11 protein-coding genes are annotated in these 13117 nt (G+C 62.8%); 2 read left to right on the top strand and 9 right to left on the bottom strand.

The genetic code is table 11. From position 1 onward, the window contains the following. The first annotated feature begins 1 nt into the window (after nt 1). Nucleotides 2-169, top strand: coding sequence for an IS3 family transposase (locus tag DDD64_RS09215; protein ID WP_164545931.1), 168 nt, complete (start codon nt 2-4; stop codon nt 167-169). Nucleotides 170-764: 595 nt separating this feature from the next. Here DDD64_RS09215 and DDD64_RS08285 read toward each other — a convergent pair. The 9 genes from DDD64_RS08285 to DDD64_RS08245 form a co-directional block, all read right to left on the bottom strand. Continuing rightward, entirely contained in the window at nt 765-2120 is a 1356-nt protein-coding gene (locus DDD64_RS08285; RefSeq protein ID WP_126135898.1) for an N-acetylglucosamine-6-phosphate deacetylase, read from the bottom strand. Then, nucleotides 2121-2891: a glucosamine-6-phosphate deaminase gene (locus DDD64_RS08280; RefSeq protein WP_126135897.1), complete on the bottom strand. Its 771-nt coding sequence runs from the start codon at nt 2889-2891 to the stop codon at nt 2121-2123. 94 nt (nt 2892-2985) lie between these two features. Beyond that, nucleotides 2986-3666, bottom strand: coding sequence for an N-acetylmannosamine-6-phosphate 2-epimerase (locus tag DDD64_RS08275; protein ID WP_126135896.1), 681 nt, complete (start codon nt 3664-3666; stop codon nt 2986-2988). Nucleotides 3667-3813: 147 nt separating this feature from the next. Beyond that, on the bottom strand, nt 3814-4902 hold the full coding sequence (locus DDD64_RS08270) for an ROK family protein (RefSeq protein WP_126135895.1): 1089 nt from the start codon (nt 4900-4902) through the stop codon (nt 3814-3816). A 9-nt stretch (nt 4903-4911) separates the two neighbouring features. Beyond that, the gene (locus tag DDD64_RS08265; RefSeq protein ID WP_126135894.1) at nt 4912-5832 is read right to left on the bottom strand and encodes a dihydrodipicolinate synthase family protein; all 921 of its coding nucleotides are present in this window, start codon (nt 5830-5832) and stop codon (nt 4912-4914) included. A gap of 4 nt (nt 5833-5836) precedes the next feature. Beyond that, complete coding sequence (locus DDD64_RS08260) at nt 5837-6709, bottom strand: ABC transporter ATP-binding protein (protein WP_241227695.1); 873 nt, start codon at nt 6707-6709, stop codon at nt 5837-5839. 16 nt (nt 6710-6725) lie between these two features. Next, a complete protein-coding gene (locus tag DDD64_RS08255; protein ID WP_407706502.1) occupies nt 6726-8810 on the bottom strand; it encodes a dipeptide/oligopeptide/nickel ABC transporter permease/ATP-binding protein in 2085 nt (694 codons plus the stop codon). After that, nucleotides 8811-9767 (bottom strand): ABC transporter permease, encoded by a 957-nt coding sequence (locus DDD64_RS08250; protein WP_126135892.1) that lies wholly within the window; start codon nt 9765-9767, stop codon nt 8811-8813. It abuts the gene before it with no gap. Nucleotides 9768-9932: 165 nt separating this feature from the next. Beyond that, nucleotides 9933-11534, bottom strand: coding sequence for an ABC transporter substrate-binding protein (locus DDD64_RS08245; protein WP_126135891.1), 1602 nt, complete (start codon nt 11532-11534; stop codon nt 9933-9935). Between the two features lie 326 nt (nt 11535-11860). Here DDD64_RS08245 and DDD64_RS08240 point away from each other — a divergent pair, with 326 nt between their 5' ends. Further along, a complete protein-coding gene (locus DDD64_RS08240; RefSeq protein WP_126135890.1) occupies nt 11861-12838 on the top strand; it encodes a FadR/GntR family transcriptional regulator in 978 nt (325 codons plus the stop codon). Nucleotides 12839-13117 lie beyond the last annotated feature (279 nt).

The raw sequence follows: 13117 nt of genomic DNA, 5'->3' as shown, positions 1-13117 counted from the left end.
GATGAAAACCGAGATTTATTACGGGAAGAAGTGGGCTACAACTGATGAGTTATGCGAGGCGATAGACGAGTATATGCTCTTTTATAACCAGAAGCGTATTACCTTGAAGTTCGATGGTTTAACTATCGCGGAGCACCGTCAAACGGTTTTAAGCAATAATGTCCAATAAACAGTCCGCAGCCCCTAACGTAGTTGTCGTCGCACTTTGATTCCGGATGGTGCGCTGGCGGCTCGCATAACTCCCACGGGCCTCACGAGCTTCACGAGCTTCACGGGCCTCACGGACCTCACGAGCTTCAATAGTCACACGAAGTCCCTGCCGGGGTACTAGGTGTTTTCAGAGCTGTACTGCATCTGTCATACATGCGAAGTACACCTCGGAAAAAGTCACCCTCTCTCCTCCCCCCCCCCCACACACACCGGCGCGGAGGGCCGGCGCGAAGAGGCCGCGCAGAGGACTCGCGCGGAGTGTAGGCGCAGAGGACCGGTGCAGAGGACCAGTGCAGAGGACCAGTGCAGCACCTCCACGGCAGCGGAAAGAACAAAGTGGTACTCCACGACCGAAAACCGGGCGTTGGTTGTAGCTCCAGTACCACTTTGTTTCTAGGCTCCAGCGAGCACAGAAAGCGGGGCGCGGGCCTGAGCCCGCGCCCCGTGGAGAGGGGCAGGATCGACACGCCCGATCCTGCCCGAGGGAGGCAGTGAACGCTTCCCGGCTTGTGGTGCTGCCGTGCCCGCGAAGAGTTTCCGGAGAAACCCAATGGCTAGGAGTGGGAAATCTCCACTCCCTCGCGGACAACCGCCAGCGGGGTCATCGCCTCATTCCAGGCGACAAGATTGACCGGCTTGCCCGGGGTGAACTCCACCGTGACACCGGGAGCATCCCAGGCCCCACCGGCGTAGACAGGCCCGGCCACCGTGGCCCGCACCAACTGCGGGAGCGTCAGCTTCCCGCGCCCCGCAAAGAGGGCCACCTGATCGGCCAGCACCGAAGCACCTCCGGCCAGAGTATTGGTACCTTCCAGGTAGCAGGCGCCGTCGCGCACTTCTACCGCGAGCCCGCCCAGGGTGTATTTCCCGGGAGGCATCCCGGCCGCGGCCAAAGAATCGGTAACGAAGAAGGCACCGGGAATGCCCAGCTGATCCGCACCCGCACCCGCAGCCCCAAGCTCCGGCTCATCGAGGTAGGCCACCACATCTTCGACAAGGTCGGGATGCACGTGGTAGCCGTCGGCAATCACTTCGGCGCTGATGAAACCGCGCCGCGCTGCCTGAATGTACTCGCGGATAGGCCCGGGCGCCCGATGCGTGAAAGCCGTCATGGCATTGAAGAGATGGGTTACCGTTTGCGCAGCTTCCTGCCCGACGGCGCTCCCGCCGGCATCACCGCAAGCAGCCAAGGGCACGTACCCGTGCCGCCGCGCCACCTCCAGGGTGCGTGCAATTTCCGCCCGGGTGACCGCGCCATCCCCGTGGGAATGCCCCCAGGACGGCTTGCCACCGTATTCGAGCAGCAGCTCGGCGGCCCGCTGGGCGCCCTCCGCTTCCGGAGCGACGGTCATCGTCTTAATCCACCCGCGCCCGGCTTCCAGCCAGGAACGCAGCTCCGCCTCATCCACCGGGCGGATCACCTCGGGGTTTTGCGCCCCGCACTTTTCCCGCGAAATATACGGGCCCTCCAGGTGAATACCGGCCAGCTCCCCGCGTTCGCAGAAAGGCACAAGGGCCTCAATCTGCGGCAGCGGATCCGCCAGCGAAACCAGGGAAGCGAACATCGCCGTGGTTCCCCCGCGCTGGTGGGTGCGGATCGCGGTAGCGATTTCCTCGTCCGCGTAGTTATCCGGGAACGCGAAGCCACCGCCGCCGTGGCAGTGAATATCCACGAGGCCGGGAGTAATGACATGCGCCCGGCGCACCCGCGGGTTATCCGCGCCCAGCCCGAAAGCCTCCGCGGCCCGAGCTTCGATTCCGCGCGAGTCTCGCTCCGCAGCCAGCCCCGCGGTTACCGCGGCGGCCTCCTCAGCGGTGAGAACCCGGGCCAGCGTACCGGCGTCGTCGGTCTCAATACCGTACCCAACCTCGCGGCCGTACCCGTTGAGAACGCGCCCCAGATAAAACACTTAGATCATCTCCCAACGCGCGCGGTACAGGTCCGTGAGCTTGAGTTGCGCGGCCGCGGCCTCGTCCAGGAGCACGGTGACATCCGGGTGCATCTGAATAATCGTGGCGGGCCAGAAGGCGCTGATCGGGCCTTCGCACAGCTCGCGCACCGCGTCCGCCTTATTCGCACCGAAGGCGAAGAGCACCAGCTTCTTCGCTTCCATAATGGTGCCCAGGCCCTGAGTGATGCAGCGGGTGGGAACGGCTGCTTCGTCGCCGTCGAAGAACCGCGCATTGTCCTTAATCGTTTGCGGAGCCAGTGCCTCCACGTGGGTGCGCGACACCAGCGAACCACCCGGCTCATTGAAGCCGATATGCCCGTCCGCACCGATGCCGAGGATCTGCAAGTCCACGCCGGCCGCGCCGATCTTGGCATCGTATTCGGCGGCCGCGGCCTGCGGATCCGGGTTCTGCGCGTCGGGGGTATTGAGCCCCTCTTCGGTCAGGCCGGTCTTATCCTCTCCCACCAGGTTGCGGCGCAGCACATTGCGGTAAGACTCCGGGTGCTCCGGATCCAGGCCCACGTATTCGTCCAGCGCGAAAGCCTTGGCGCCAGAAAGGTCAAATTCGCCGGCCGCGTGTGCTTCGCGCAGCGCCGCGTAGAGGAGATCCGGCGTGGAACCGGTGGCCACCCCGAGAGTCGCGCTCGCGTTGTGCGCGAAAAGATCCTGGATAATGCGTGCGCCCTCGCGGGAGGCTTCGTCCGCGGTGGCGAAAATTCCGATATGCATGAGTTCGTCCTTTCCCGGGCGCGTTTCACATGAAACGCGGCAGTGGTCAGTGCTTGCGGAAACCCGCGCTTCGGTTACGCGCGGGAACCCGCTGTTAGTTTGTGTTTTCGACGGCGTCGCGGAACCACGTGGTGATCGTGGTCGGGTGCGTAATAGCGGTTCCGACGACGGCCGCCCAGGCACCGGCTTCCATAACAGCGCGTGCCTGTTCCGGAGTGTGGATACGCCCTTCACAAACCACCGGGATCTCCGGGAATTCTGCGACCATCTGGGCAAGCAGTTCAATATCCGGGCCGTCGGTCTTCGGGCGGTCCCCGGAGTAGCCCGCCAGGGTGGTTCCGAGGATGTGGCAGCCGGCCTTCGCCGCGGCCCGGGCATCATCAATCGAGCCGCAGTCCGCCATGACAAGGGCGCCGTCGTCGAGAAGAGCAGCCACGGTTTCCGCGAAGCTCAAACCATCCGGACGCGGGCGGGACGTGGCATCGAGCGCCACAATATCTGCGCCGGCGCTGATGCAGGCGCGGGCGTGACGCAGGGTCGGAGTGATGAAAACGCCTTCGTGGCCCTCTTTCCACAGGCCGATGACAGGCACTTCCACCTGGCCTTTAATCGCGGAAATATCCGCCAGGCCCTGGCAGCGAATCGCCGCAGCTCCCCCGCGCTCGGCGGCGAGGGCCATCTGCGCCATCGTTTCGGGGTGGCGCAGCGGTTCGCCCACGTACGCCTGGCAGGACACGACAAGGTGCCCGCGGAGAGATTCGATCATCGGATGCACGGTAACTCCTAAGTTATAACGAGAAATGCAGAGTTGTAGTTATGCGGTGCCGCGGCGCGGGCCGGATTGGCTAACAGTACGCGCCGGTGTGCCAACGCACCCAGTGCGCGAACCACATTGGTGCGCGAATTGATGCGCGAACCGGCGCTAAACCTCGGTGTGCAGGAAATGGACAGCCGCGCCGATCAGCGGGGCCTGCGATCCCAGGCTACCCTCCACAATCGGGGTGGCAACGGTGCCCACCATGGCATCGCGCCGGTAGCCTTCCCGCAGCGCGTCCATCCAGAACTCACCCACGTGAATGAGCGAGCCGGACAGGATAATAACGTCCGGGTCGAAGGAATTGGCCAGCCCGCCCAGGGTCTGCCCGAGCGCGAAAGCACCGTCGGTGAATACCTCGCGCGCGAACATATCGCCCGCGTCCACGAGGGCTTTCAGTTCTCGGCCTCCCCGTACGACGACGGGGCGCTGCGCGCCCGGTGCCCGCACGTAGGCACTTTCGGGAACATCGGCAATCCCGGTGAGGGAAGCCGCTGCCGCGGCGGCGTAACTCGCCCCCTCCACGTGCGCTTCGGCCTGGCGTTTGGCATAGAGGCGGGCTGCCCCGCTCCCCGAGGCCACCGATTCCACGTGGCCGTCGCGCCCGCAGGAGCACACCAGTCCGGCGGCGTAGGGATGGTGAATATGGCCGAAGTGGCCGGCCACCCCATGCGAACCGAAAAGGATACGCCCGTCAATAACGGCAGCGCCGCCCAGCCCGGTTCCCACAGCGATCACGAGGGCGGTATGCGCGCCGGCACCCGCCCCGTAGGTTGCTTCCCCGAGGGCGTGGCCGTGCACGTCATTGAGGACGCGCACCGGCAGGCCGCAGCGTTCGGCAAGATGCGGGCCGAGGGGCTGACCGCCCCAGCCGGGCATGGTGTCCGTGGCGGAGGTAATGCACCCGGTCTCCACGTCCACCACCCCGGCGCTGGCAATAGCAATTCCGCGCACCGGCGTTCCGGCGGCGCTGGCTGCCGCGATCTGGCGTTCCGCGAAATCCGCGATATCCGCCAGTACGCGAGCCCCACCGCGCCGCGCTTCGGTTGGAATACTGGCCTCGAGGGAGATGCGCGGGGCATCACCGCCCGGGGCGGTGGCCGCAAAGGTCACCACCGCCCCCGCGATTTTGGTTCCCCCGATGTCCAGCCCGAGCAGCGAGAACTCGGAGCCGGGCTGGAACGGTGCTACCTTCATGAGTGCTCCTTAGAGCAGCCCGCAGCTGGCGAGCACGCCGCGAATAGCTTCGACGTTCTCACCTTCGAGGGCCTTGACGGGCCGCGGCATCTGGTTGGAGGCGATAACCCCCAGTTCCTTCATGGCCGCCTTGAAGGCGCCCACGCCAGCCGCGAAGCCCTGCACACCCTTGGTCACCATGACGATGCGCATGAGGTGGGCGAGCTCGTTCTGCAATTCAGCAACGCGCTTCCAATCCCCGGCCTGCGCGGCATCCCACTGCTCCACGTAGGGACGCGGTGCCACATTGGCCAGGCCCGGAACGGATCCGTCCGCCCCGCCCATGTAGGCGCCATCCACAACCACTTCGTGACCCGTGAGGATATTGAGCGGGTTACCGGCGGCCTTGTTCTCCTCCAGCAGGAAGCGGAAGTTAACGTCGTCGCCAGAAGAATCCTTGACGCCGGTCAGTACGCCTTCGCGCCCCAACCGCATCAGCAGGTCAATGGAGAGCTTCTTGTGCACGCACACCGGGATGTCGTAGGCGAAAAGCGGCAGGTCCACGGCGTCGCGGATGTAACGGAAGTTCGCTTCGATTTCCGCTTCCCCGCCCAGCGCGTAGAAAGGCGCGGTTGCGACGATGCCGTCCACCCCGATGGCCTGGGCATCGCGCGCGTGCTCGATCATGCGCTCGGTTTGCATATCGATAATGCCGGCGAGCACCGGGACACGCCCGTTAGCAACTTCCACCGCGGTTTCGAGGATTTCACGACGCCGCGCATCGGTGCTGAACACCACTTCGGAGGTGGAGCCGAGCACGAACAGGCCGTGCACTCCGGCGTCGAGCATCCGGTTGAGCGAACGCGCGAAGGATTCCTTATCGAGTTCGCGTTCTTCGGTCAGCGGCGTGACTGTCGGGGGGATAACGCCGCGGAAACGAGGATCTGACATGGGACTATGCCTCCAATTTCGGGTGAAGCAGCGAAGGCGCCGCTGCCAATAGGGTTCTCGTGTAGTCATTTTGCGGATTGTGGAGCACGTCCTTGGCGTCTCCCCATTCCACGATCTCTCCGTGATTCATCACCGCGATCTTGTCCGATACGTAGCGCACCGTCTGAATATCGTGGGTGATGAAAACCATCGCCAGCCCCAGATCCCGCTTGAGATCAGTGAGCAGGTTGAGGATCTGGGCGCGCACGGACACGTCCAAGGCCGAGGTGGGTTCGTCCGCGATAATCGCGTCGGGACCCACAGCCAGCGCACGGGCAATGGCCACGCGCTGACGCTGTCCACCGGAGAGCTGCCCGGGCAGCGCATCGAGCGCCGATTGGGGCAGACCCACCATGCCGATGAGGTCTTCCACGCGACCGTAGCGCTCCTCGCGGGTGCCGATCTTGTGGACCGTCATCGGGTCGAGGAGCTGGTCACGCACGGTCATACGCGAGTTGAGCGCCGTGGCCGGATCCTGGAACACCACCGAGACCACGCGGCCGATATGGCGGCGCTGGGCAGCGGTACGTTTCGTGACTTCTTCGCCCTTGAAAAATACCTGGCCGCCGGTGGGGGACTGGAGTCCGCACATCACGTTCGCCGTCGTCGACTTACCGGAACCGGATTCGCCAACAAGACCGATGGTCTGGCCGGGCATCAGGGAAAGGTTGACGCCGCGCACGGCGCGCACCTTATTCGGATTGAAGATGGAACCGGTACGGGTGCGGAAGGTGACGTCCACGTCGCGCAACTCGATAATCGGCACATCGGAAAGGGTAGGCCGGTCCGCGACGGACGCGCCGGCAGCGTGACGAGCTTCGGTATCCAGAGTAGTCATGATCTTTCCTCCTTCGTCACTTCTGGGCATCCGGGCCGGCTGCGCCAGCGGCATCGCCTGCGGCGCCGGTAGCGGATTCGGGGGCGCTGGCAGCGCGCAGCGATTCCTTGGGCACCAGGTTGGTGGTGGCCGGATCCGGAGCATCGGGCTGGGCGGCGTAGAAGTGCCACGTCTCGCCCACGCGTTTCATAATCGGGCGGGTGTCGAGGCCCACCGTCGGGTGCGAGGACCGCGGGGCGAAACGATCGCCCTTGGGGAAGTCGCGCGGCGAGGGAACCGTGCCGGGCACCTGGTGGAGCCGGCCGGCGCCCGCTTCGATGGACAGCACGGAACCGAGCAGACCGCGGGTGTATTCGTGGTGCGGGTCGGTGAGCAGTTCCTTGGTGGATGCCTGCTCCACAACCTGACCGGCGTACATAACGGTGATCGAGTGGGCCACTTCGGCAACGAGTGCCAGATCGTGGGACACGAAGACCATCGCGAAGCCGAGTTCCTTGCGCAGGCGGTTGAGAAGCTCCACCACCTGGGCCTGCACCGTCACGTCAAGCGCGGTGGTCGGTTCGTCCGCGATCACCAGCTTCGGGTCACGGGTGAGCGCCATGGCGATAAGCACGCGCTGGCGCTGGCCACCAGAAAGTTCGTGCGGGTAGGACTCCAGGGTCCGCTTGGGATCCAGGTCCACCAACTCGAGGAGCTCTTCGGCGGTGCGGGTGCCCCCGCGGCTGGTCAGCTGCTTCATCTGTGCCTTGATGAGCATGGAGGGGTTGAGGGAGGACAGGGCGTCCTGGTAGATCATCGCGATCTCATGCCCGCGCAGCTCATTGTGCTGCTTGGGGGTGAGTTCGAGGAGGTTCTGCCCGTTGAACATAATCTCACCGCTAATATCGGCGGACTTATCGAGCAGACCCATGATCGCCAGGGAGGTAATGGACTTACCGCATCCGGATTCACCCACGAGGCCCATGGTTTCACCGGCGCGCACGTTGAAGGACACGTGGTCCACCACGTTGACATCACCGTGGCGCGGGAACTTGATGCACAGGTCGCGCACTTCGATAACCGGAGCCTCCTGCGAGGTGGGTTCGAAGCGGTCGGTGCGGCGTTCTTCTGCTTGGCGCAGTTCCTCCAGACGCTGGACCAGCGCATCATGCTGGGCGGCGTAAGCGGCCACCGGATCCACGAGGAGGCGATCCTCTTCGCGCTTGGCGTTGACGTCCACGTTATCGGGAACGGCCGCGGCCTTCGGGGCCGCCACCATGGCGTCGGTCAGACCTTCGGAGAGGATATTGAGGCAGAGCACCGTGATCATAATGGCCAGGCCCGGGAAGAGCGCCTGCCACCACCGGCCCAGGAGCACGCCGCCGCGAGCGTCGGCGAGGATATTACCCCAGGTAGGAGTGGGTTCAGCAATACCGGCCTGGATGAAGGACAGCGAGGCTTCGAAAACAATCGCATCGGCCACGAGCACGGTGGTGAACACCATGACCGGGGCGATACAGTTGCGCGCCACGTGCTTGATAAGAATCCACGGGGCCCGCGCGCCGGAAACGATAACCGCACGCACGTAGTCTTCACCGTATTCGCTCATCACATTCGCGCGCACCACGCGGGTGATCTGGGGAATGTAGAGGAAGCCGATCGCCATGATGATAACGGGCAGGGTATTGCCGAACACGGAGACGAACACCGCGGCGAGCGCGATGCCGGGGAAGGACATGATGATGTCCATGCAGCGCATGATCACTTCGGAGATCCACTTGCGGGAGACCGCGGCCAACGCACCGAAGATCGCACCGAAGAAGAGCGCGAAGGCGGTGGCGGCGAAGCCGATAACCAGCGAGTAGCGGGCACCGTAGATCATGCGGGAGAGAATGTCACGGCCCTTTTCGTCAGTACCGAAGAGGAAATCACCGTTGGGTGCCTGACGGGCAACTTCAATTGCCTGCGGGTCGTGCGGGGAAATAAGGGGTGCGAAAACGGCCGCGAGGGCGATGAGCACCAGAACGACGACGCACAGCTGGGCGCCGCGAGTCATATTGCGGAAACGCTTGAACCGGACACCGGGGCGTTCCATCTTTTCCGTGAGTTTACGCCTCATGATTTACACCTCCCGGATACGCGGGTTGATGAGCACGTAAAGCATGTCAACCACAATATTGACGACGATGAAGGCCAAGGCCACCACAAGAACCACGCCCTGCACCAGGAGGGGGTAGTTCTGCTGGACGCCTTCGAGGATGGCCATACCCATGCCGCGCAGGTTGAAGATAACTTCAATAACCACAGCGCCACCCATGAGGTAGCCGATACGCAGACCGAGCACGGTCACCGGGGAGATAAGAGCGTTGCGCAGCACGTTGCGGGAGACCACCACGCGCTTGGGAATACCAGCACCGATAGCGGTACGCACGTAGTCCTTATCGAGTTCCTCCACCATCGAGGTACGAATAACACGGGTGAGGGAACCGGCCACCGGAACACCCAGGGCGATTGCCGGCAGCGCCATGCGCGCCAGCCAACCGGCCGGGTCTTCACCGAAGGCGGGAAGTGCGCCGGATGCCGGAAGCAGAGGCATATTGACGGAGAACGCCAGGATCATGAGGACGGCCAGCCAGAAGGAGGGCGTCGCGATGAAGGCGATAGAGAAGACGCGGATGATCTTATCGGGCCACTTGTCGCGGTAGAGCGCGGCGAGGACACCGAAAACGAAAGCGAGAACGACGGCGATAATAAGGCCGAGGAAGGTCAATTGCATGGTGATGGGGAAGGCCTCACCCACACGTTCGGCCACCGAAGCTTGGTTGGCGCCGTACGTGCCGAGGTCACCCTGCACGAAATTGACGAGGAAGTTCCAGAACTGAGCGAGCCAGGGGTCATTGAGTCCCATGGTGTTGCGGTATGCTTCCAGCGCTTCCTGCGATGCGCCTTCACCGAGGGCCGAGTAGGCCGGATCGATCTTAGAGAAGGACATCAGGAAGAAGACGAGGAAAGCAACGCCCAGAACCATGATCGGAAGCACCAGCAGGCGGCGCCCGATGAGTCTGAGAAGGTTGTTCACTGCGATATCTCCTCGGGGCTGCGGTGCCCCGCGTTGACTATTTGAGGGAGTATTTAGGCAAAGCTCGGGCCGGGGGTGGGGCTTACACCACCCCCGGCCCTCGCATTACCGTGTGTTCTTTGAACCAGCGCCGCGCGTGTCGTCAGCGCTGAGTCACGCGATTATTTACTTTCCAGCCGCGGAGCCAGCGTTGATGAAATCAAGGCCGGTCGTCGAAATCGGGGAGAAGTTGGTGACCTTGTCCGGGTAGTACGCGGTCAGCATCTGACGATGGAAGAGCGGGTAGAGCGGAACTTCTTCGGATACCAGATCGAAAGCCTTGTTCCATTCCTGCTGCTGGGCGTCGCCCTCAAGGGTGACGGCCTTGTCCATGTACTGGTGCAGTTCCTTGAACTTCTCGGAGCCGCCCCACTGGGTGCGCTTCTTGGTCCAGGTGTTATCGCCGTACCACCAGCTGAGCAGGAGGTCGGGATCCTGACCGAAGACCGAGGGGTCGCCGGGGGCGAGGGTGACATCGAAGGTCGGGTTGTCCACGTCCAGGTTATTGGCGTAGAGCGCCGAGGAAGCCTGGGATTCGATGGTCGCGTTGATACCGACGGCCGCCAGATCGTTCTTGATCTGGGGAGCCAGCGCGGTGATCCACGGGTGATCGGTGGTCAGCAGCTTGATGTCGAGGTTCTCAACACCGGCTTCCTTGAGCAGTTCCTTGGCCTTCTCCGGGTTGTAGGTGTAGACCGTGGAAGCTTCGTGGAAGTTCGGGTGGCTCTCCGGGAGGAAGGACTTGGCGGCCTTCGCATTGCCCGAGAGGGCGTTGGAGATGAGCTTATCGGTGTCGATCGCGTAGAAGAACGCCTGGCGCACCTTGTTGTTATCGAGCGGAGCCTTCTTGGTGTTGAAGAGCAGGAAGGGCAGGTTGAAGCCCTGCACCGCGTCAATCACACCGCCGGCGCCCTTGATCAGAGCTTCGGCATCGGCCGGGGCCGCTTCGATCACGTCCACGGTGCCCTGCTGGAAGGCGGTGGTACGAGCGGTGTCGTCCTTGAGGATCTCCCACTGCATCGCTTCCGCGGTGGCCGGGAACTGGCCGTTGTAGTTCTCATTCGGGGAGAACTTGATGTGGGCGCTGGTGATCTCATCGTACTTCCACGGACCGGTGCCCACGGGCTTCGAGGTGAGCTCATCATCGCTCATCGAGGCGGGAACGATCTTGACGAGAGCCAGGCGCTCCTTAACCAGCGAGAAGGGATGCTTGAGGTTGATGGTGACAGTCTTGTCATCCTTCTTCTGCACGTTGTCAATGAAGCTGAGCATCGGCAGGTAGATATTGCCCTCAGCGGTGGACCGCTCGAAGGACTTGACCACGTCGTCCGTGGTCACCGGGGTACCATCCGAGAACTTCGCGCCATCACGCAGCGAAACTTCGTACTGGGTATCGGTCACCTTGGTGGGAGCATCTTCCTTGGCCAAGGCGCGGTAGGGCTTGTAATCGTGGTAATCCAGTTCGTACAGGCCCTCCACCACGTGCATATTCGCGCCGGTTGCCAGCGCGGACGAGGTGGACGAGGGATGGTAGTTATTGGATTCGTAGGCGGCCGCCGCGCGAATGGTGCCACCCTTTGCCGGCTGTCCCGAGGGAACTGCGGCCTTCTCGGGTGCATCTCCACCGCTCTTGCCGGTGTCAGATCCACCGCCACCGCAGCCGGACAGCGCCAGCACACCAGCGGCCAGCACGGCCGTGGCCTTGGCGCCCCACTTCATGCGTGTCATTGAAGTGTCCTCTCCTTTGAGTTCTTCCGGAAATTCACTGCCGAATTTCCGCTATTTTTTCGCGTGCGACAACCATCTTTAGCGTCGCGTACCTATGACTTTAGATTGTCTGACAACTTTGTGCAAGGCCGGCCGTTGCCTTGTGAGCAAACTGTGACCAATTTGTGATGAACCTGGAAAGCGGGAGGGGATCCGGGCGAAGGTGGCGGCGTCGTCGTGCCACCCCGCACATAACGAAAGCGCACGAAAACGGGCGTAACGTGACACAATTCAATATTCACGCGCACATCTTTTGAAAACACTCGTTTTCCGATACCTTAGGTGTCATGATGCCCGACGACGCGCAGTCACATGCCACGCAGGGCGCTATGCGGGCCACCGGCGGCCACACCGGTTCCGGCTCGGATCGCGCCGATTTGGTCATGGACGCTTTGAAACAGCGAATTATTGAAGAACGCCTGCAACCCGGCGCGAAGCTTCCCACCGAAGCGGAGCTGTGCCGGGAACTTGGGGTGTCACGCTCCTCGGTGCGCGAGGCGCTGTCGAAGCTGGCCGCTCTGGATATCGTCACGTCGCAGCGCGGGAAGGGCACCCAGGTGGCGAATATGTCTCTTTCCCCGCTGGTGGAGTCCTTGTTGCTGCGCTCCTCCGCGCGCGCCGGAGCGGGCACGGGCGCGGTGGAAAGCGTGGCTCAGTTGCGCGAATATCTGGACCTGGGGATGGCGGAAGGAGTGGTGCGGGCACTGTCGGGCACCCATCACGATAACCTGCACGAGATCGTGGCGCGGATGACTGAAAAAGCGCTGCGCGGGGAAAATTTCCAGCACGAAGATATTGAGTTCCACATTGCGATGACGTCCGCGCTTGATAACGAGGTGGCGCTAGAGATGGTGACGGCGCTGTGGGTGGTGCACTCTATTGCGCTGCGCGATTTAAACGACGACGTCGATGAACTTCTCCTCGAAACCGCTCAGGCGCATAAACGTATTATTCAGGCCGCCGAAGATGGTGATATTTTCGCGTATCGCGGGGCGGTCATTGACCACTACCGGCCCCTCAATATGATTATTGACCGCCACGAGGCCGTTCAGCATGCCGCGGCTTCCGACGGAAGCACCGAAAGCGCGCTCGGGGATTCCGAGGATCCGGAGGCTCCGCCGGAGAAACTCAGCGCCGGAGACGCCGCCCAGCAACGCGAGGCGAAACGTGCTGAACGCGCCGCCGATATTGCCGCGCGGGCGCAGCGGGCTGCCTCCTTTGCCGATAATGCGGATCCGACATCGCGGGTTTCCGGGGTGTTGTGAAGTGTGCTGGAGCTCTGTTTACGGCCGGTAGCCCCACCACAACAGGATGCAAATCTACGCACCATTTTGGCCAGATTTCTGCTCTGAGTTTGCACTACGCGACCCTGACGGTCGGGGGTGCGGACGGTTTCCTAGAGATTTTTAAGGAGATCGTTCAATGAATAAGAAACCGGGAGTTGCAAACGGGATCAGGTACTCCGCCAAAGACAAGCAAAGAGCTCTCGCCATCCTGGAAAAGCTTGGCTCTCTAAGGCAAACAGTCCTAGAACTGGGTTATCC

This window comes from Actinotignum sanguinis, assembly GCF_003957255.1.
In the GTDB taxonomy this organism is placed as follows: Bacteria; Actinomycetota; Actinomycetes; order Actinomycetales; family Actinomycetaceae; genus Actinotignum; species Actinotignum sanguinis.
The sequence above is the reverse complement of the archived record's forward strand: the minus strand, read 5'-3'. Positions and strand labels throughout refer to the sequence as shown.

Bases quoted from the DNA above. Each gene is read 5' to 3' on its own strand.
- DDD64_RS08260 (WP_241227695.1), bottom strand. From the start codon at position 6,709: ATGACTACTCTGGATACCGAAGCTCGTCACGCTGCCGGCGCGTCCGTC.
- DDD64_RS08265 (WP_126135894.1), bottom strand. From the start codon at position 5,832: ATGTCAGATCCTCGTTTCCGCGGCGTTATCCCCCCGACAGTCACGCCG.
- DDD64_RS08280 (WP_126135897.1), bottom strand. From the start codon at position 2,891: ATGCATATCGGAATTTTCGCCACCGCGGACGAAGCCTCCCGCGAGGGC.
- DDD64_RS09215 (WP_164545931.1), top strand. From the start codon at position 2: ATGAAAACCGAGATTTATTACGGGAAGAAGTGGGCTACAACTGATGAG.
- DDD64_RS08240 (WP_126135890.1), top strand. From the start codon at position 11,861: ATGATGCCCGACGACGCGCAGTCACATGCCACGCAGGGCGCTATGCGG.
- DDD64_RS08245 (WP_126135891.1), bottom strand. From the start codon at position 11,534: ATGACACGCATGAAGTGGGGCGCCAAGGCCACGGCCGTGCTGGCCGCT.
- DDD64_RS08270 (WP_126135895.1), bottom strand. From the start codon at position 4,902: ATGAAGGTAGCACCGTTCCAGCCCGGCTCCGAGTTCTCGCTGCTCGGG.